Source organism: Arthrobacter sp. AL05, from assembly GCF_029960715.1.
Lineage (GTDB): Bacteria > Actinomycetota > Actinomycetes > Actinomycetales > Micrococcaceae > Arthrobacter.
In genome coordinates this window covers 196,384-215,214 of the sequence record NZ_JASBRC010000002.1, presented here as the reverse complement: position 1 = coordinate 215,214, position 18,831 = coordinate 196,384, and the positions used below count along the sequence as shown (strand labels likewise).

Below are 18,831 nucleotides of genomic sequence, written 5' to 3'. Positions count from 1 at the left end.
TCCGGCAACACCGGTGAAACACCCCGGAAAGATCGCCCGCCTAGGCTGGGGACCATCAAGGACTCCGGCCACACCACCGGCCGCCATCGAAAGGGCCTCACCATGTCCGCCAGTTCCCCCGTTCCTGCTCCGTCAGCTGCCCGGCCCCGGATCGTTATTGCCGGCGCCGGCCCCGCCGCGCAGGCCCTGGTCCGCCAGCTCACACGGACCCCGTTCGCCGGCGGGATTACAGTGCTGAGCAATCGAGATGATGCTTCCGGGCAGTTGCTGGAACTCGCGGCCCTCCCGCAGGTTTCCGTGCGGCTTGGCCAGCCGGCGAGCTACATCGACCCGGACAGCCGCTGCGTCACGACCTCGGATGGCCTGGAATTCAACTACGACCACCTGGTGATCGCGACCGGGTCCTCGCCCGTCGGCGCCCCGCTCCCAGGTGAGGGCCGGTGCCTGAACTACGCCACCATCGATGACGCGGCCCGGCTGGGCGAGGCCGTCAGGGATATCACCCGCGTCCTGGGCCGCAGGCCCCTGGGGATCCTGGTTGGCACCGGGACCGCCGCGGGTCAGGCCGAGGCTGTGTTGCGCGCCCGTGGTATCCGCCCCATCCGCACCACGCGGCGTCCGGCCTCCGTGGTACCCAACCTTGCCGGTTCCACACCCCCCGCCGGCGGTCTTGTGTTCGAGGACGGCTCCGTGATGGCCGCGGACCTGGTGGTTCTGGCCGAGGAACCGATTGCCCGTGACGCCCTCGCGGTCAGTGCCGGGCTCACCACAGCACGGCACGGCGGCATCGTCATCGGCCGCGACTTCCGCACGTCCGTGCCTGGAATCTGGGCCATCGGGGACGCCGCAGTGTTCGACGGCGTGCGCTTGGGGCTGCTGGTGGCCGCTTCCTCCGCCGCTTCCGTGTGCGCCTCGCAACTGCTTCAGGACGGCCTGCCGGAGTTCCTCTCGGAGGCCGCCTGAACCATTGCCGGCCGGCTGGGCGGACGCCCGCGGGCGACGGTCCTGTTGTGGCAAGATGGACACCTGAGAAGCGACGAAGAATGCGGTGTCTGCAGGCCCACAAGGCCCCCGAAGGGACAACTCAGGGGCTAAATCCCAGTCCCAGGCCCGCCAGGAAAGGGACCACCATGAGCGACGAAGCCGCGAACATTGCCTCCTACATCGACCACACCCTGCTCAAGCCGGAGGCCAGCGAAGCTGAGATCCTCTCGGTCTGTGCCGAGGCCGCCGAGTATCGGTTCAAGTCTGTGTGCGTCAACCCGGTCTGGGTCAAGACGGTCAAAAAGGCCTTAAAGGGAACAGACGTGCTCACGTGCTCAGTCGTCGGCTTCCCCCTCGGTGCCACCCCCAGCGACGTCAAGGCCTTTGAGGCCCGCGGCGCCGTGCTGGACGGTGCCGAAGAAGTCGACATGGTGATCAACATTGCCGCGGCCCGGGCCAACGACAAGGGCGCCCTGGCCGATGACATCCGGGCCGTGGCCACCGCAGTGCATGACGGCGGCGCGATCCTGAAGGTCATCATCGAAACCGCCCTGCTTGACGACGCCCAGAAGGTGCTCGCCTGCGAAGCGGCCGTCGAGGCCGGCGCCGATTTTGTGAAGACCTCCACCGGCTTCAACGGTGGCGGCGCCACCGTTGCGGACGTCGCGCTGATGCGCCGCGCGGTGGGCCCTGACCTCGGAGTCAAGGCCTCGGGCGGGGTGCGTTCGCTCGCCGATGCACGGGCTATGATTGCTGCAGGTGCAACACGTATTGGCGCCAGCTCCGGAATCGCGATCGTCAACGGTGAACAGGGTTCGTCCGCGTACTGATCCGCTCCGGCAGCCGCCACAGTTTTGAGCCCTACGGGGCCGAGGAGGAACGAACGAATGTCCAGCAATACCGCCAAGACCCAGCAGACGCCGCAGAACGAGAACAGCCTCGGTTCCACCATCATTTTGTTTGTCCTGATGATGGTCCTCTTTGGCGGTTCCCTGTACTCGCTGAACTTCCTGACGCTGGGCAACCCGTGGCCGATGGCCGCCTGCCTGGTCCTGTTCGCCGCGGCGTTCTGGATCCCGCAGACGATTCTTGGCCGCTCGGACTCCGCCGGCGAAAACTAAGGCTGCACCGGACTTTTACGGCTGAAGCCCCGGATCTCCGGGGCTTCAGCCGTTTAACCAGGTGTCCGTCAGGCCCCGGCAAGCAGTGCGATCAGGCTCTTGGTGAGTCCGGTGCCCAGCGCGGCCGCGGCGGGCCAGTGCTCCCTGGCCAGGGCCAGCGCGGCGCCGAACATCCCGATCATGGCATAGGCGCTGACCGGGATCAGGATGAACCATTCGCGGCGTGAACCGGCGCGGCCCAGCAGCGGGATGGAGAACGCGCCGTTGGCCTTCCAGAGGTTCTTGAGCAGGGGCAGTTTGCGCAGGAACTTCGGCGGTTTGACCACTATCGGCCAGAGCAGCGGCACTCCCCCGGTGGTGATCATGTCCCCGACAATGTGCACCAGCACGCCGGTCAGCATCGAGACCGGGAGCCAGCTCCACTGGTGCGGCGCGAACCAGGTCACCAGCCCGGCCATCGTGAGGGCGAAGACCCAGTTGCTGATCCAACCGTACTTCGGGAAGAGCTTCAGCGCCTTCGCGGCGATATTGATCATAAACATACACAGCAGTCCGGCACCCACCGACAGCAGGCCCCAGTCCGTCTGAAGCTGGACTTGCCCGGCCAGCGCCGCGATCAGTACAAAAAACGCCGCACCGAGCAGCGAATGGGTGCCCTGCCGGTGCCCGCCGGAGACGTTCTCGATGCCGACCGCGATTATGTTCGACAGCGGCGGCAGCGAGTGCGCCACGGTGCTGGAGCGGTGGTCCCAGTCGCAGACAAGCGCTGTTCCCGCCGTCGCCATCCCGCCGATAAGGATCCCGGTAGCATCCAGCGGATACCAGCCCATCGCGTAGGGGCCCGTTGACGCAACGGCAACCCACGCCGCGGCTCCCGACGCGGCGTGGTGTCCTCCCATCACCGGCTACGTCACCGCCGGCGCGGCAGCTAGTGGCGCGTCGGAGAAGATGTTTCGGATGACGCCGTTGGCCCATTCGAGGATCTCGGCGTCCTGCAGGTCCCGGCCGCCGATCCGGGCGGTCTTCGGCTTCGGGATGAGCACCGCGTCCAGGGCCGGCTTGGACTGTGCTCCGGGGTACATCCGGCTGAGCCGCATGAGTTTGGACTCCGGCAGCTGAGCCGGGGAGAACTTGATGAAATTGCCCTGCAGGGCCACGTCGGACAGCCCGGCCTCGCGGGCCCCCACCCGGAAGCGGGCAACGTCCAGCAGGTTCTTCGCCGGCAGCGGCAATTCGCCGTAGCGGTCCACAAGCTCGGCGAGCACCTCATCTATCGCCACGTAGGTGATCGCCCCGGCGAGCTTCCGGTACGCCTCGAGGCGCAGCCGTTCGCCCGGCACGTAGTCGTGCGGCAGGTGCGCATTGACCGGCAGCTCGATCTTCATTTCCGCGGCTTTCTCCTCGGCCTCGCCGCGGTATTCCGCGACTGCCTCGCCGACCAGGCGGATATAGAGGTCGAAGCCAACGCCCTGGATATGGCCGGACTGTTCCCCGCCCAGGAGGTTACCGGCCCCGCGGATCTCAAGGTCCTTCATGGCCAGCTGCATGCCGGCGCCAAGCTCGTTATGGGCGGCAACTGCCTTGAGCCGTTCCAGCGCCACCTCGCCCAGCGGCTTTTCCACGGGATACAGGAAGTATGCGTAGGCCCGTTCCCGGCCGCGGCCCACCCGTCCGCGCAGCTGGTGCAGCTGCGAAAGCCCGTACTTGTCCGCCCCGTCCACGATCAGCGTGTTGGCGTTGGAGATGTCCAGGCCGGTCTCGATGATGGTGGTGCAGACCAGCACGTCAAAGCGTTTTTCCCAGAAGTCCACGATGATCTGTTCCAGCCGGCTCTCGGACATCTGCCCGTGCGCCACCTCCACCCGGGCTTCCGGGACAAGCTCGCGGATCTTCGCCGCGGTGCGGTCGATGCTGGAGACCCGGTTGTGCACCAGGAACACCTGGCCTTCGCGCATCAGCTCCCGGCGGATCGCTGCTGACGTCTGCTTGTCCGTGTACGGGCCGACATACGTCAGGACCGGGTGGCGTTCCTCCGGCGGGGTGGCCAGCGTCGAGGTCTCGCGGATTCCCGTCAACGACATCTCCAGGGTCCGGGGAATCGGGGTGGCGCTCATGGCCAGGACGTCCACGTTGGTGCGCATCTTTTTGAGCGCCTCCTTGTGTTCGACGCCGAAGCGCTGCTCCTCGTCCACGATCACGAGGCCCAGGTCCTTAAACGCGAAGTCCTTGGAGAGCAGCCGGTGGGTCCCAATCACCACGTCCACGGAACCGACTTTAACGCCCTCGGCTGTTTCCTTCGCTTCCTTGCCGCTCTGGAAACGGGACAACGGCCTGACCACCAGCGGGAAGCCGGAGAACCGCTCGGTAAACGTTTCATAGTGCTGCTGGGCAAGCAGCGTCGTCGGCACCAGTACGGCCACCTGCTTGCCGTCCTGGACGGCCTTAAACGCCGCCCGCACCGCTATCTCGGTCTTGCCGTAGCCAACATCACCGGAGATCAGCCGGTCCATCGGGATCTCCCGCTCCATGTCGGCCTTGACCTCGTTGATGGTGGTCAGCTGGTCCGGGGTCTCCACATACGGGAACGCTTCCTCAAGTTCGCGCTGCCACGGGGTGTCCGCGCCGAAGGCGTACCCGCGGGAGGCCATCCGGGCCGAGTAGAGCCGGATCAGCTCGCCGGCAATCTCCTTGACCGCCTTGCGGGCCTTGGACTTGGTGCTTGCCCAGTCAGCGCCGCCCATCTTGCTCAGCGCCGGGGTGTCCCCGCCGACGTAGCGGGTGACCTGGTCAAGCTGGTCAGTGGGGACAAAAAGCCGGTCGCCCGGGGCGCCGCGCTTGGACGGCGCGTATTCGAGCACCAGGTACTCGCGCACCCCGTCGCCGCCGCCGGCCACCTTGCGCTGGATCAGCTCCACAAACCGGCCGATGCCGTGTTGTTCGTGGACTACGGAGTCACCGGCCACCAACTGCAGGGGATCGACGGCATTCCGCCGCTTGGACGGCATCCGGCGCATGTCCTTGGTGGACCCCGCGGACGTCCGGCCCAGCAGGTCGGCCTCGGTCAGCAGCGCAACCTTGAGCGGGTCCAGGACAAAACCGCGTCCGACGGCGGCCGTTGTCACCTCGATCAGCCCTGCCTGGGGGTCCTCGTCCAGGGCGTCGACCCGGGCGCAGGGAATGTTGTGGTCGTGGAAGAGTTCCGCGAGCCGCTGGGCCGGGCCGGGGCCTTCAGTGACCACAACGATCCGCCACTGCCCGCGCACCCGGGAGCCAATGAAGTCCATCATTTCGGCGACGTCGCCCTGGTAGCCGCGGGGTTCGCGGGCGTGCAGGTTCAGCACATCGACGTCGGGCAACAATTCCTCGTCGGTGGCCAGCGAGGTGATCGACCACCAGGACACCTCGTGTGCCAGGGCAGCGGTACGGGTTTCCGTGAGCGAGCGGAAACTGGCCGAGTGCAGCGCCTCGGACGCCGCGGCGCTCAAATCGAGCGGCGCGGTCCCGCCGTCGGATGCGGTGGACCATGCCGCCTCAAGGAATTCCTCATTCGTGGCTGCAAGGTCATGGGCGCGGGTCCTGACCTTCTCGGGCTCAATCACCACCGCCATGGAACCGGCCGGGAGCTGGTCCAGGAACGGCACCATGGCGTCCACGAGCACCGGGGCCAGGGATTCCATACCCTCGACGGCGATGCCGCCGGCGATTTTTTCCAGCATGTCAGCGGCGGCGGGGAGCTGCGATTTCAGCGTCGCGGCGCGGGACATCACGGCGGGGGTGATCAGAATCTCGCGGCACGGCGGGGCGTGCAGTTCGGTGGGGTGGTGCACCCCGGGCGCGGTGAGCGAGCGCTGGTCGGCGACGGCAAACCAACGCATTTGGTCTACTTCGTCGCCGAAGAACTCCACCCGGATGGGATGGTCCTCGGTGGGCGGGAAAACGTCAAGCATCCCGCCGCGGACGGCGAACTCACCGCGGCGGGTCACCATGTCCACCCGGGCGTAGGCGGCGTCGGCCAGGTTCCTGACGACGTCGCTGAAAGGGACTTCCTGTCCGACCTTCAGGGTGACAGGGGCCAGTTCGCCCAAGCCTGCCACGATTGGCTGGACCACGGCGCGGACCGGGGCCACCACCACGCGCAGCGTGCCGGCGGTGGTTGATTCGGGATGTGCCAGCCGGCGCAGTACCGACAGGCGCCGGCCCACAGTATCCGAGCGCGGCGAGAGCCGTTCGTGCGGGAGGGTTTCCCAGCTGGGGAACTCGGCGACGGCGTCGGCAGGAAGGAAGGCACGCAGCGCCTCGGTCAGGTCCTCGGCTTCACGGCCCGTCGCGGTGATCGCCAGGACGACGGGCGCGGGGCCGCCGCCATCGGTTCTGCCGGCCGCCGGGGTTTCGGTGCTGGTCCCTGCCGCGGCCAGTCCGTCGGCCATTTCCGCGAGCAGGGCGGAACGCAGGCCGGCGGGGGCGCTGATCTGGTAGTCCTCGCTGCGGTCCGCGAAACCGCGGGCGGCTTCGGCGCGGACGCGGGCGTAGTTCCGGTCTTCGGCAAGGACACGGCGCAGACCGGTGAGAGTGGGGCCGTTGAGGCTCATAGCTGTTGCTCCTGAAGGGATCACGGGGTGCAGGCAACACAAATACCCGAAATTCGCGAGAATTCCGGGTACCTCCAGCCTACCGCGCAGCCCGGACACCACGCCGCACCGAGCCGTCGCGGCAGCCCGGACAGAGCGGTGCCGGCTCCCGGACTAGGCTGGCTGAATACCGGGCCGTCCAAACGGCCTGGCGCTCCGAATGGCTTAGTGACGAGAAGGAGTCAGCATGACCGGCATGCCCGAAAACCAGCAGAAGACACCCGCGCCAATCACCGCTGCGAAGACGGTGCTGGTCACCGGTGCGACCGGCTATATCGGCGGCCGGCTGGTCCCCCGGCTGCTGGAAGCCGGTCACAGGGTGAAGGTCCTGGTCCGGACCCCGGCCAAAATCGCCGGCGTGCCGTGGCTGGCCGACGTCGAGGTCATCCAAAGCAGTCTTGACGACGGCGCTGCGCTGCGCGCTGCGCTGGAGGGCGTCGACGTGTTCTATTACCTCGTGCACTCAATGGCCGGCGGTGCGGGTTTCGAAGCCAAAGAAAAAGCGATGGCCCGGACCGCTGCGCAGGCCGCGGTCGAGGCCGGCGTGGACCGGATCGTCTACCTCGGCGGCCTGCACCCTTCCGACGTCGAGCTGTCCACCCACATGAGGTCCCGCGAGGCGGTAGGCCAGGTTTTCCTCGACAGTCCGGTTGACGCCGTCGTTTTTCAGGCAGGCGTTGTGATCGGCTCCGGTTCGGCGTCCTTCGAGATGATCCGCCACCTGTCCGAGGCGCTTCCGGTGATGCCCGCCCCGAGCTGGGTGCGCAACAAAATCGAAGCGATCGCCGTACGCGACGTGCTGCACTACCTGCTCGGGGCGGCTTCGCTCAAGGGCCCGGTCAACCGGACCTTCGACATCGGTTGCCGGCAGGTCCTCAGCTACGCGGGCATGATGCAGGAATACGCCGCCGAAGCCGGTCTGCCCAAGCGGTTTGTCCTGGCGTTGCCGGTTCCCGCGCCCAAGCTCGCCGGCATGTGGGTAGCGTTGACCACACCCATTCCGTTGTCGATGTCGCTGCCGCTGGTGGAATCGCTGCAACACGACGCAGTCTCCCGGGAACACGACATCGACGCCGTCATCCCGCAGCCCGACGGCGGCCTAACCGACTTCCGCTCAGCCGTGTCGCTGGCGTTGGGACGGGAACGCGACGGCCAGGTGACCACCGTATGGTCCAACGCCGGGGCCGACGCGGACCCGCTGCCCAGCGACCCTGATTGGGCCGGCCACCGCGTGTACCTCGATGACCGCACCTTCAGCAGCGACGTGGCCCCACAGCATGTCTGGACCATCATCGAGGGAATCGGCGGTAAAAACGGCTGGTACTCCATGCCCTTGGCCTGGAGTGTCCGGGGCTGGATCGACAGCGTCACGGGCGGCGCCGGGCTCAGCCGCGGGCGCCGGCACCCCCACCTGCTGGCCGAAGGCGAAGCGGTTGACTGGTGGCGGGCTGAGCGGGTGGAACGCGGCAGCCTCCTGCGGCTCCGGGCGGAAATGAGAGTCCCGGGACGTGCCTGGCTGGAGCTCTCGGTGGAGCCGGAGGGAACCGGGAGCCGTTACCGGCAGCGGGCGATCTTCTTCCCGAAGGGTCTCAGCGGGCGGCTGTACTGGCTCGCTGTACTGCCGTTCCACAGCCTGATCTTTCCTGCCATGTCGCGAAACATCACGGCCGCGGCGAAGGCTCTCCAGGATGAGGAATCGAAGCCGGCAAGTCACACCGCGTAGGATGTTTGGAGCCCAAACGACGAGTTCCACCCCATGGAGGACCCCCAATGGCATTGAGCGCATCCACCACCCTTCCGCACAGCGTCGAGAGCGTCACAGCTGTGTTCGTGAACCAGGACTTCCTGCGCCACACAAGTGAACTTGTCGGTGGCACCCTTGAGTCGTTCACCGTGGACGGTGACACGGCCGGCGCCTTCAGCACCACTACGGTGCGGACCATCCCGACCACCCGGATGCCGGATATTGCCCGGAAGTTCGTTGGCGAAACCTTGAAGGTGACGCAACTGGAGGCCTGGGACGCCCCCGCGGCCGATGGCTCCCGGTTGAGCAACATCACCTTGAAAGTCTCCGGCGCGCCGTTGGACGTTAAAGCCGTGCAGCGGCTCGTCGCCGACGGCGGCGGCACCCGGATCGAGCTGGACGGAACAGTCACCTCCTCGGTTCCGTTCCTGGGCGGCAAGATCGCCGAGGCGGCCGAGCCAATGGTGGGAAAAGCACTCAACATCCAGTCCACCCAGGCCCGGGCCTGGCTCGAAAGCCACTAGCCGATGGCGCTGACGGGGTTTCCCGCCGTCGTCCTGCTCGTCGCCGGCATCTGGTCCCTTGTGGTCTGGCCGCCCTTCCTGCGCCGGGTCCTTAAGGACCCGCGGGCCCACGACGGCAATGGCAAAGCCACCCGGTTCCTGACCGTGCACGTGGCCCTGGTCAGTATCTCGCTGATCTTCGGAGCGGCGACGGCGGCCATCGGGATCGCCGGCCTGCTGGGCTGAGCGCAAGGCCCGATCCGGTCCGGTATACACGGCGGCACATTCCGCCGCGGCCTGCTCAGGACTAGAGTATGGTTCCACCTGCTGTGCGCACCGTCGCAGCGAACGCGGCCCAGTGGGACGCGGCATACTTTCTGTGAATCGATTCGATCTCGAAGGGAATTGCCGATGCCATCCAAGCGGCTGGCCAAGCGGGAACTGTTGGCCTATCTCGCCGTGTTGGCCCTGATCGCATTCTGGCCCTCCCCGGTCGATGCCCCGGCCGCGGGCCTCCTCGCGCGGGTATTGCGTAAGCTCCACAGCTGGGGAGCGCCGCCGTGGATCAACTACGACCTTGCCGAGAGCGTTGCCAACATCCTGCTGTTTGTCCCGTTGGGAGTGCTGCTGGTGTGGATCCTCGGACGCAGTTACTGGTGGGTCGCTGCGCCCGCCGCATTGATCACCTCGGGGGCCATCGAAGTCGGCCAGTTCCTCTTCCTGCCGGCCAGATTCCCGACCTTCTCCGATGTCATCGCCAACACCGCCGGAGGAGTCCTTGGCGGGGCCCTTAGCTACCTGCTCTGGCACAAAATCGGTCCCGGCGCACGCCGTCTGCCTGCCCTGCAACCCGATCGGGGCAGCGCGCGCCCGGACCGCTCCGCCCCCTGAGCCGAGGCCCCAACCCGCCCTTTCGGAACGCCGGCGAATTACCGTGGAGCCAGGGTTTTCCAACAATCGCCTAAATGCTCGGGAACAGGTCAAGAAATGTTGGCTGTGACGTCTCGGAATGGCAAATTTTGTGGAAAACTGAGTAAATTCCGTTGCTTCATGAAAGGGATCTGCAAATGCGAATTTCCGTTATCGGCTGCGGCTATCTGGGAGCCGTCCATGCCGCCTGTATGGCCAAGCTCGGGCACGATGTTGTGGGAATCGATCTCGACGAGAAAAAGATCTCCGCACTGGCCGCAGGCAAGGCACCGTTTTATGAGCCGGTACTCGATGATCTCCTTGTTGATCTTGCACAGTCGGGCCGCTTGCGGTTCACCACGGATATACAAGAGGCACGCGGCTGCGAGGTGCACTTCATCTGCGTCGGCACGCCACAAAAGCGCGGCGAGAACGCCGCGGACCTTAAGTTCGTCGATGCTGCCGTACACTCGCTCGCGGGCCAGCTGAGCCCCGGCGATGTGGTGGCCGGGAAGTCCACCGTCCCGGTCGGGACCGCTGCCCGTCTGGCGGAAATCATCAAGGATGCGGAAAAGGACGCACATCTCGCGTGGAACCCGGAGTTCCTCCGTGAGGGCCACGCCGTATCAGATACCCTGAGCCCGGACCGCTTCGTCTACGGCGTCGAGGACGGCAACGAAGACCACCCCGCCGTCAGGGTACTGGACCACGTCTACGAGACGGCGCTCTCCACCGGAACACCGAGGCTGATAACGGATTTTGCCACGGCTGAGCTGGTCAAGACGGCCGCCAACTCGTTCCTGGCAACCAAGATTTCATTTATCAACGCCATGGCCGAGGTGTGTGAGGCCGCCGGCGCCGATGTTACCCGGCTGGCCGATGCCATCGGCCTGGATGACCGGATCGGCCGGAAGTTCCTCAACGCCGGCATCGGCTTCGGCGGAGGCTGCCTGCCAAAGGACATCAGGGCCTTTATGGCCAGGGCCGGCGAACTCGGAGCGGACCAGGCCTTGACGTTCCTGCGCGAAGTGGACGCCATCAACATGCGGCGCCGAACCCGCGTTGTGGAAGTCACCCGCGAACTTTGCGGCGGCACCCTGATGGGCCAGCGCATCGCAGTGCTCGGTGCCGCGTTCAAGCCGGAGAGTGATGATGTCCGGGATTCTCCGGCGCTGAGCGCCGCCGCGCAGCTGCAACTCCAGGGCGCAGTGGTGACCGTGACCGATCCCCAGGCGTTGTCGAATGCCGCCAAGCGGTTCCCGGAACTGCAAATGGAGTCTGATCTTGAATCCACCCTCCAGCATGCCGACGCGGTGCTGCTGCTCACCGAATGGAAGGAATACCGGGACCTGGATCCGCACACGACCGGCGCACTGGTTGCCTCGCGCCGGATACTCGACGGGCGGAACGTCCTGGACCCCGCCAAATGGCGGGCTGCCGGGTGGACGTACCGCGGAATGGGCCGCCCGTAGGCGCTTCAGTCAGGCAGCGCCCGGGCCAGGGACTCTTCCGCGGCAACCCAGGAGAGCATCGCGCATTTGACCCGCGCAGCATATTTGGAGACTCCTTCAAAGGCCGCCGCGTCGCCAAGAATTTCCGGATCAGCGGCGAGCTTTCCCCGCGAGCGGAGCACGTCCCGGAAACTGCCGATCATCTCCCGGAATGCTTCGATTTCCATCCCTTCGGCAAGATCGGTGAGCACCGAGGCTGAAGCCATGGAAATGGAGCAGCCCGCGCCGTCCCAGCGCAGTTGTTCTACCTTGCCGTGGGAAAGGGCCAGGCGCACGGTGATTTCGTCCCCGCACACCGGGTTGAGTTGGTGCGACTGGCCCGACGTTGACCCCGGCGGGAGCGCAGCCGAGCCGAGGCCGCTGCCGTGACGCAGTTTCGCGTGCTCAAGAATGATTTGTTGGTAGAGCTGTTCAAGGCTCATGGGACTCTTCCTTTATGCGCCGAAATAGGCGCGGACTTCACTGACGGCGGCGAGCAAAAAGTCCACTTCCGAGGTGGTGTTGTACAGGTAAGTACTGGCCCGGGTCGTGGCTGTTACGCCCAAACGGCGGTGCAGGGGCTGCGCACAGTGGTGGCCCACCCGCACCGCGATGCCGCGGCTGTCGAGGAACTGCCCAACGTCGTGGGCGTGGACGCCTTCGACGTCGAAGGACGCGAGGCCTATCCGTTCCACGCCCGGAGCCGGACCAAGCACCCGCACACCGGGGATGCCGGTCAAGCCCTCCACCAGGCGCTGCCCGAGCAGGGACTCCCACGCATGGATGCGCTCCAACCCGGTCTCAGTGAGGTAGTTGGCTGCGGCAGCGAGCGCGATCGCCTGGGAGATCTTCTGCGTTCCTGCTTCGAAGCGCTGCGGGGAAGGCAGGAAGCTGGCCCGCTCCATCGAGACCGTAGTGATCATGGAGCCGCCGGTAAGGAACGGCGGAAGGGCGTCGAGCAGTTCCGCACGGCCGTAAAGCACGCCGATTCCGGTTGGCCCGAGCATCTTGTGGCCGGACAGAACCGCGAAATCGACGTCCAGGTCCTTGACGTCCAGGGGCAGATGCGGCGCCGACTGGCAGGCGTCCAGGACAGTCAGCGCACCGGCGGCCCGGGCAAGTGCCACCAGGTCTTTGACCGGGTTGATCGTGCCAAGGACGTTGGAGGCGTGGCTGAAGGCGAGCAGCCGGGTAGCCGGATTGATGATTCCGGCTGCGGCTGCCATATCCAGGTGTCCCGCGTCGTCAACCGGAATGAACCGCAGGACCGCGCCCGTGCGTGCGGCAAGTTGCTGCCACGGAATGAGGTTCGCGTGATGCTCCATTTCCGTGACCACAATCTCGTCACCGGCGCCCAGCGCGAACCCGGCCGCCTCGCTGGGCGCACCCGGCAGGGAAGCGTTGAGGAAGGAATAGCTGAGCAGGTTCAGCCCCTCGGTGGCGTTGGCCGTCCAGATGATCTCCACGGCCGCTGCACCCACGAAGGCTGCCAGCGTTTCCCGTGAATCTTCAAAGGACTCCGTCGCTTCGACGGCCAATTGGTGGGCGCCGCGGTGGACTGCGGCGTTGCGCTGTTCGTAGAATTCCCGTTCGGCGTCGATAACGCTTACCGGATTCTGGGATGTCGCCCCGGAGTCGAGATACACCAGCGGACGCCCGCCAACGGAGCGGGAAAGGATGGGGAAATCGTTGCGGATGCGCAGCACTTCGTCGTCGTTGAGCGCTGGCAGCCGGAGCGCCTGGGTCCGTGACATCGGTACAGGTAACACCTTGCCTCCTCCGGTCGGGTCGAGTGGGCCAACGCCCATCATTGCACGGAAGGGGACCGCCGACAGGCAGTCCCCTTCCGTGTGATCACAATGGACAGACCGGCGCAGCCCGTCCCGGGAGCCGGGCCGTGCAGCGGACGATCAGCGCGGGTGATCCTGGCTAGAGCAGCTGGGCAGCCTGCGGTACCCGGGGGGTTCCGCCGCCGCCGACAGCGGTGGCCGAATTGTTCGACACAACACGCAGGTACTGCCGGATGGCCGCAAAGTCGTTGCGCATGCGGTTGAAGGCGGCGCCGGCCGCCGCAGGCTCGGCGTAAAGCACGGTCCCACCTGCCGCGTCAACGACGTAGGCCCCAAAGTTCTGCAGGGCTTCGGCCAGCGCACGGCCCTCAGGGCTGAGGGGAAGGGCGGCCACATTGACGTTCCCGGGGATACCGAACAGGGTACCCATCGGGATCGGACCGCTGTACGTTGAGCTGGCGTTGCCGTCCTGGCGTTTGGCCGGCCAGACCGGACCCAGCTTGAGCTTGGAACGCGGAATCGCGATGGCCAAGGCGTGCGGAATCCGCAGTTCCTGGATCTCGTGGGCCCGGATCAGACCCCCGAGTGCGCTGACCCCTGCTGCCCGGACCCCGTTGGTGCCGCCGTCGCCCTTGAGGTCCGTCTTGACCTGGAAACCGGACTTCCAAGCGGTAGCGGAGACCTGCTTCATTGTCCAGTTCTCGTAGGCGGTGGCGGCATCGGGCTGCGTGATGACCGAGTGGCCGTCAGTGCCGATGGCTACCTGGGCGTTCGAGGGAACACGGTAGTTCCACGTCCAGGTCGGGCTGGTTGACACGGACGCTGTCGGATCGCTGGTTGTTGCGTTGACGACGGGAATGGACCACTGCTCGCAGTTGATGTAGCAGCCGCCGGACATCAGGCTGCTGGTCTTGGCCGCTGACGGGCTTTCAAAGACGGCAGCGGAACCCAGTGCGGTGTTCCAGAATGACGTGGAGCTGAAGGGGTGACGAAAGACGCTTCGTGATCCGGCAGTTGCGGCGGCTTGAGCACCTGCCGTGGCTGCCATCGCCGAACCTGAGGTGGCTCCCATACCTGCGGCGGCTACGGCAGATGCCGCGAGACCTTTGAGGAACGAACTACGTGAGAAGACGGCGGACCGAACGCCGTTCAGGTTGTTTTTCGTACTCTTGTGTGAAGTTTCGTGTGACATTCATGACCTCTTGCGGAATGCGTCCGCCCCCAAGCCGACAACACAACGTCGCAGGAACTTGTGTTCCCGCGACGTCTACCCGCATGTTGATTGTTGGGTGTTTACGATCAGAACGTTACACACGCGCCGGACCGTACGGCCAATCGGAAGGTGATCTGCGTCACTTAATTTTGCGCACGACGGCGGCGGCGGGGCAGGTACTTTACCGGCGGGATTTTCCCGATCGGCCCGCCCGGGCGTTAATGGACCCGCTGGTCAGCCATCGATTGGGAAGCGCCCTTGGGGTCCGGAAACCTGAGTGCCGCCTGGATGGTTTTCGCAATGGCGGCGTGACCAAGATCACTTGGAAAAAAGTTGTCCGTGGCCCGCCCGTCGGGCAGCTTTTTGTCAGCCCAGCGGTTCTTCTCGGACTGGAAGAGACCGTTCAGGGGCCGGAACCGCCCTTGGTTGCGGCCGCAGGCATCCTCAGCGAGCCGGTCGAATTCCGCTGTCGACTTTTTGTCTCCCCACGAACCCAGGCAGAGCAACCCGGCCGTTGGGGAAGCGGCGCGTACCGCCGAGATCAGTCCCGGGTAGGCCGCGGTAAATCCAGCGAGGTCCGCCTTGGCAGCCTCGTTAGTCCCGACCATCACCAGAACCAGGTCGAACGCCTTCCTGGCGGGGAGCCTCGCGGCAAGCTCATCGGTTTTCAGGGTCCCCCCCGTCGCGGACGACGCAAGCACTGTTAACTCCACCGGCCCCTTGGACTCCAGCCCCGCTGCGAGGAGGGACCGGTAGCGAGTCCCCTCCGTGGACGCAGAGGAGCCAAGCGTAATCGCATCTCCGACCAGCAGCACCCGCAAGGGCCGGTCCGGCGGGAAAACCACCTTGACTGTCACTGCATCAAGGGCAGCCTCGGCGCGCTGGGCCATTCGTGACTCGACCTGGGCTACGTAGGCATCCGCCCGATCCAGGTCAGCCGCCGGCGGCGGGGCCACCGGTGGGGTGAGGACCATGACCGTCGTCAAAATGGTGGTGGCCACCAGACCCGTCAGGCCCGCAACCCGAAGTATCCCGGCACCCCTACCCATAGGGTGAGGCTTCCTTTGAGGCGAAGACACCACTATTGGAGAACGGCGAATTACCGCTCATGTACGACGGTCCGGAAAATTCGCTGATATCGACGATCTCCTGCATCCATTTGCGTAATTCCCGGCCGAAATCATCTCGCTCCAAAGCAATAGTGACCACCGCTTTGATGTAACTGAATTTATCCCCGGTGTCGAATCGGCGGCCGTTATAGATGACGCCGAATACACCGTTGCCTGTGCTGCCTGCCACTGCCAATGATTGCAGGGCATCGGTGAGTTGGATTTCGCATCCGCGTCCCGGTTTGGTTCGTGACAGTTCAGCAAATATCTCCGGGTGCAGAACGTAGCGGCCAATCACGGCGAGATTCGAGGGTGCACATTCCTGTTCAGGCTTTTCGACCATTCCGGTGATCCGGACATAGTCCTGGCCCGGCACAACGTCAACCGCTGCGCAACCATAGGCTGAAATCTGCTCCGGGTCGACTTCCATCAGGGCCACTACGGATCCTCCGCTGATCGCCTGCGCCTCAATCATGCGCGCCAGGAGGTCCTCGCGTTCGTCGATCAGGTCGTCTCCGAGCAGTACAGCGAACGGCTCGTTATCAATGTGCTTTTCGGCCATAAGCACCGCGTGGCCCAGTCCCAGGGGCTCGCCCTGGCGGAGGTAGTGCAGGTCCGCGAGCTCCGAGGCCTGCCGGACCGCCGCCAGTTTCGTGACATCACCCTTGCATTCCAAGATGCGCTCCAGCTGCGGCGAGCGGTCAAAGTGATCCTCCAGTGCACCTTTGTCCCGGCCTGTGATCATCAGGATGTCTTCGAGTCCGGCCCTTACCGCCTCTTCGACGACGTACTGGACGGCCGGTTTGTCCACCACCGGCAGCAGTTCCTTGGGAACTGCCTTGGTTGCCGGCAGGAAGCGGGTCCCCAGCCCTGCCGCCGGAATGACTGCCTTGCGAATCATGTTTCCCCCCATGGTCAAAGTTGACTTACACCCGCCGATGAGATGATCGGCGATGGTCGCGAAGATTACTGCACTGTTCCGAGCCATACACCCGTCTGTGGCTGGTTGGTCTGGGCGCCTCCGACGGCCAGGATGACCTTTGTGCCCACCCGCTGGACGATAGCCCCTTGCCGTGCGACCGGCAGCGAGGGCAGGACCGACCAGTTGTTGCCTACGGGGTCGTAGGCCACAACTTGGGACGTCGGTTGGAAGTTGTCCATTTGGCCGCCGGCCATAATGATCTTGCCGTCCGCGACGAAGGTGCCCGCCTCGATGTGGCTCTTGGGCATCGGCAGGCTGGAGATCTGCGTCCAGCTGTTGGTTACCGGGTTGTAGGCGTGTCCGTCGCCCTGCTGAAGGTGCAGTTTGTCGTGTCCGTGTTCGCCTCCCACAACGTAGATCTTCCCGCCGAGCACCACACAGCTCATATGGTCCTTCGGATTGGGCAACGGCGCCGCAGCAGTCCACCGCGTTGTCGTGAGGTTGTAGACAAAGTGGTCTCCCACATTCGTTACGCGGTCCGCGGGATTACCGCTGATATAGTGCAGCTCGCCGTTGAGGGCAGCGAACGCACCGGCTCCGCGGCCCGCCGGCAATCGCGTAAGCAGGGCAAAGGAATTGGTGGAGGGATCGTAGCGGTAGACCCGGTCGCTCACCGTCTGGGTGGGCGTCTTGGTGGTGTCCAGGTTCCCGGCAAAACCACCGCCGAAGTAGATGTAGCGGCCATCTTCCGTGATGCCGAGATGGGTCTCGGCCATCCCTGCGGGCAGGCTCCCCAGCGTGGTCCACGTGTTCGTGGCCGGGTTGAAGCTGGAGTAGGACCTAATGGCCCGGAAGCTCGAATCGAAGCCGCCAAAACGGTAGATTATGCCGCCCAACGCAAGGCCGGCCGCTTCAAAACAGGCGACGGGGGACGATTTTCCGGCCGCCCAACTGGCAGGCCACGGGGTGTTTGCCGGGACCGGAAGCGGTGCGCCCGCAGGATAGGTGATTTCAATTGCCGATACTTTCGGCTGGTTCACCGTGGCCGTGAAGTCCAGGTTAAGGACTCCGTTGGTGACGTTGACCGTAAATTCCTTGACGGCCGCACTTGCGGCACCCACGTCGGCGAAGATGTCGTAATTGGCCAGCTCCACGGCGCCGCCCTCGAGGTTTGCGCTGAAAATTCGTTTGCCCGCTCCGCCTGGACCGCCGCCGGCGGCCCCGAACCAGATCTCAGCGAAATGCAGGCGGACCGTGTAGGCGCCGGCCGCCGTGACCGGGACGGCGTACCCAAAGCTTCCGCCGTCTGCTGTGGCGCTGCGCTCCGTGGTGTACAGAACGTCATCGGTGGTTCCGGCGATGGCGGTGGCCGCTGAATTCGTGAAGGCTTTGCCGCCGGTGAAGTATTGGTCCGCCAACCAGGACACTCCACCGCTGACCAGTGCCGGGCCCCCTGCATTGATCCGCAGGGTGGCACCGCCCGCCGGCGGGGGTGTGACGGTGCCTGTCGGGAAGACAACTTCGATGGCGGAGACTTTGGGCTGGTCCGCGGCCGCGGAGAACGCGATGTCAATGACAAAGTTGTTGACGTCCACGGTGAAGGTCTTTGCGGCGGCCGCCACGGCCCCCACGCTCGCAAACAGGTCGTAGTTGGCCAGTTCCACGGCGCCGCCTTGAAGGTTGGCGCTGAACACACGTTTCCCGGCACCGCCGGGGCCGCCCCCCGGAGCTCCGAACCAGATTTCCGCAAAATACAGGTTGACGGTGTAGCTGCCGGCGGCCGGGACCGGTATGGAGTAGTTAAAGGATCCGAGGTTGCTGGTGGCGCTGCGCTCGGTCAAGTACAGGACGTCATCCGTTGTGCCGGCAATCGACGAGACAGCTGGGTTCGTGAACGCCTTGCCTCCGCTGAAGTACTGATCGGCCGACCACACTACTCCGCCGGTGGTCACAGCGGGTCCGCCGGCGTTGATGCGAATTGCTGCCGGTGTTGCGGCCTGGGCTTTGAGCTGGGATGCGACAGTGATGGTGCCGAAGGCCGCCAAGCCCATCAGGACGGCGGTCCGCCTGCCCACCTGATAGTCCGGCAAAGGCGACCGGGAGGAGTTCGCTGCCGGTTTCTGGAATGCGTTTCCGGTCATGTCTGGTCCTTGTCAGGGTGGTGGTGTGGTTCGGTCTTGGCCGCAGTTTATCCATCCGGGATTGGGGCCTTCAATGGCAAATGGCGGCCGATCCGGAAGTCCAGTAGGTGCCCCGGCAGCCCCAAGTAGGCGTTTGCGGCGGTGCAGGTAGAAAGCCCGAAACTGTTGAGTAGGGATCGGCCCCGGCCACGTGCTGCCGCCGCCAAAGACCAGTCCCTGCCTCGCTGTTCGGAGCGAACCCGGCGTTGTTAGCTGATGTGGGAAACCTGCACCGTTG

Annotated in this window: 16 protein-coding genes; 8 read left to right on the top strand and 8 right to left on the bottom strand. The window is 65.3% G+C overall.

Features of this window, described 5'->3' with window-relative positions; all coding sequences use genetic code 11:
• Positions 1–102: 102 nt before the first annotated feature.
• From QK287_RS03270 to QK287_RS03260, 3 genes are all read left to right on the top strand, one after another.
• A complete protein-coding gene (locus tag QK287_RS03270; protein WP_226773646.1) occupies positions 103–963 on the top strand; it encodes an FAD-dependent oxidoreductase in 861 nt (286 codons plus the stop codon).
• 167 nt (positions 964–1,130) lie between these two features.
• Positions 1,131–1,814, top strand: a complete 684-nt coding sequence (gene deoC, locus QK287_RS03265) for a deoxyribose-phosphate aldolase (RefSeq protein ID WP_226773647.1) — start codon at positions 1,131–1,133, stop codon at positions 1,812–1,814.
• Between the two features lie 57 nt (positions 1,815–1,871).
• Positions 1,872–2,105 (top strand): hypothetical protein, encoded by a 234-nt coding sequence (locus QK287_RS03260; RefSeq protein WP_226773648.1) that lies wholly within the window; start codon positions 1,872–1,874, stop codon positions 2,103–2,105.
• Between the two features lie 68 nt (positions 2,106–2,173).
• On the opposite strand, the gene QK287_RS03255 is transcribed toward QK287_RS03260, so the two are convergent.
• Positions 2,174–3,004, bottom strand: a complete 831-nt coding sequence (locus QK287_RS03255) for a metal-dependent hydrolase (protein ID WP_282359223.1) — start codon at positions 3,002–3,004, stop codon at positions 2,174–2,176.
• Between the two features lie 6 nt (positions 3,005–3,010).
• Positions 3,011–6,694 (bottom strand): transcription-repair coupling factor, encoded by a 3,684-nt coding sequence (mfd, locus tag QK287_RS03250; protein WP_282359221.1) that lies wholly within the window; start codon positions 6,692–6,694, stop codon positions 3,011–3,013.
• Positions 6,695–6,920: 226 nt separating this feature from the next.
• Between mfd and QK287_RS03245 the strand changes: the two genes are divergently transcribed.
• The 5 genes from QK287_RS03245 (at position 6,921) to QK287_RS03225 (ending at position 11,361) form a co-directional block, all read left to right on the top strand.
• Positions 6,921–8,456, top strand: a complete 1,536-nt coding sequence (locus QK287_RS03245; protein ID WP_282359219.1) for an SDR family oxidoreductase — start codon at positions 6,921–6,923, stop codon at positions 8,454–8,456.
• 47 nt (positions 8,457–8,503) lie between these two features.
• Positions 8,504–9,001, top strand: coding sequence for a DUF2505 domain-containing protein (locus QK287_RS03240; protein WP_226773652.1), 498 nt, complete (start codon positions 8,504–8,506; stop codon positions 8,999–9,001).
• Positions 9,002–9,004: 3 nt separating this feature from the next.
• The gene (locus QK287_RS03235) at positions 9,005–9,226 is read left to right on the top strand and encodes a hypothetical protein (RefSeq protein ID WP_282359217.1); all 222 of its coding nucleotides are present in this window, start codon (positions 9,005–9,007) and stop codon (positions 9,224–9,226) included.
• 165 nt (positions 9,227–9,391) lie between these two features.
• On the top strand, positions 9,392–9,871 hold the full coding sequence (locus tag QK287_RS03230; RefSeq protein ID WP_253033342.1) for a VanZ family protein: 480 nt from the start codon (positions 9,392–9,394) through the stop codon (positions 9,869–9,871).
• Between the two features lie 176 nt (positions 9,872–10,047).
• Positions 10,048–11,361 (top strand): UDP-glucose/GDP-mannose dehydrogenase family protein, encoded by a 1,314-nt coding sequence (locus QK287_RS03225; RefSeq protein ID WP_226773655.1) that lies wholly within the window; start codon positions 10,048–10,050, stop codon positions 11,359–11,361.
• A gap of 5 nt (positions 11,362–11,366) precedes the next feature.
• Here the strand turns inward: QK287_RS03225 and sufU are convergent, their stop codons facing one another.
• The 6 genes from sufU to QK287_RS03195 form a co-directional block, all read right to left on the bottom strand.
• Positions 11,367–11,822: a Fe-S cluster assembly sulfur transfer protein SufU gene (gene sufU, locus QK287_RS03220; RefSeq protein ID WP_226773656.1), complete on the bottom strand. Its 456-nt coding sequence runs from the start codon at positions 11,820–11,822 to the stop codon at positions 11,367–11,369.
• Between the two features lie 12 nt (positions 11,823–11,834).
• Complete coding sequence (locus QK287_RS03215; RefSeq protein ID WP_282359212.1) at positions 11,835–13,133, bottom strand: SufS family cysteine desulfurase; 1,299 nt, start codon at positions 13,131–13,133, stop codon at positions 11,835–11,837.
• A gap of 175 nt (positions 13,134–13,308) precedes the next feature.
• Positions 13,309–14,361 (bottom strand): hypothetical protein, encoded by a 1,053-nt coding sequence (locus tag QK287_RS03210; RefSeq protein WP_282359210.1) that lies wholly within the window; start codon positions 14,359–14,361, stop codon positions 13,309–13,311.
• Positions 14,362–14,600: 239 nt separating this feature from the next.
• Positions 14,601–15,431, bottom strand: coding sequence for an SGNH/GDSL hydrolase family protein (locus QK287_RS03205; RefSeq protein ID WP_226773659.1), 831 nt, complete (start codon positions 15,429–15,431; stop codon positions 14,601–14,603).
• Entirely contained in the window at positions 15,424–16,404 is a 981-nt protein-coding gene (locus QK287_RS03200) for a UTP--glucose-1-phosphate uridylyltransferase (protein ID WP_282359419.1), read from the bottom strand. Before QK287_RS03200 ends, QK287_RS03205 begins: the two co-directional genes overlap by 8 nt.
• 53 nt (positions 16,405–16,457) lie before the next feature.
• Positions 16,458–18,554 (bottom strand): malectin domain-containing carbohydrate-binding protein, encoded by a 2,097-nt coding sequence (locus QK287_RS03195; protein WP_282359209.1) that lies wholly within the window; start codon positions 18,552–18,554, stop codon positions 16,458–16,460.
• Between the last annotated feature and the right edge of the window lie 277 nt (positions 18,555–18,831).

Bases quoted from the DNA above. Each gene is read 5' to 3' on its own strand.
- QK287_RS03270 (WP_226773646.1), top strand. From the start codon at position 103: ATGTCCGCCAGTTCCCCCGTTCCTGCTCCGTCAGCTGCCCGGCCCCGG.
- deoC (WP_226773647.1), top strand. From the start codon at position 1,131: ATGAGCGACGAAGCCGCGAACATTGCCTCCTACATCGACCACACCCTG.
- QK287_RS03260 (WP_226773648.1), top strand. From the start codon at position 1,872: ATGTCCAGCAATACCGCCAAGACCCAGCAGACGCCGCAGAACGAGAAC.
- QK287_RS03255 (WP_282359223.1), bottom strand. From the start codon at position 3,004: ATGGGAGGACACCACGCCGCGTCGGGAGCCGCGGCGTGGGTTGCCGTT.
- mfd (WP_282359221.1), bottom strand. From the start codon at position 6,694: ATGAGCCTCAACGGCCCCACTCTCACCGGTCTGCGCCGTGTCCTTGCC.
- QK287_RS03245 (WP_282359219.1), top strand. From the start codon at position 6,921: ATGACCGGCATGCCCGAAAACCAGCAGAAGACACCCGCGCCAATCACC.
- QK287_RS03240 (WP_226773652.1), top strand. From the start codon at position 8,504: ATGGCATTGAGCGCATCCACCACCCTTCCGCACAGCGTCGAGAGCGTC.
- QK287_RS03235 (WP_282359217.1), top strand. From the start codon at position 9,005: ATGGCGCTGACGGGGTTTCCCGCCGTCGTCCTGCTCGTCGCCGGCATC.
- QK287_RS03230 (WP_253033342.1), top strand. From the start codon at position 9,392: ATGCCATCCAAGCGGCTGGCCAAGCGGGAACTGTTGGCCTATCTCGCC.
- QK287_RS03225 (WP_226773655.1), top strand. From the start codon at position 10,048: ATGCGAATTTCCGTTATCGGCTGCGGCTATCTGGGAGCCGTCCATGCC.
- sufU (WP_226773656.1), bottom strand. From the start codon at position 11,822: ATGAGCCTTGAACAGCTCTACCAACAAATCATTCTTGAGCACGCGAAA.
- QK287_RS03215 (WP_282359212.1), bottom strand. From the start codon at position 13,133: ATGTCACGGACCCAGGCGCTCCGGCTGCCAGCGCTCAACGACGACGAA.
- QK287_RS03210 (WP_282359210.1), bottom strand. From the start codon at position 14,361: ATGTCACACGAAACTTCACACAAGAGTACGAAAAACAACCTGAACGGC.
- QK287_RS03205 (WP_226773659.1), bottom strand. From the start codon at position 15,431: ATGGGTAGGGGTGCCGGGATACTTCGGGTTGCGGGCCTGACGGGTCTG.
- QK287_RS03200 (WP_282359419.1), bottom strand. From the start codon at position 16,404: ATGGGGGGAAACATGATTCGCAAGGCAGTCATTCCGGCGGCAGGGCTG.
- QK287_RS03195 (WP_282359209.1), bottom strand. From the start codon at position 18,554: ATGACCGGAAACGCATTCCAGAAACCGGCAGCGAACTCCTCCCGGTCG.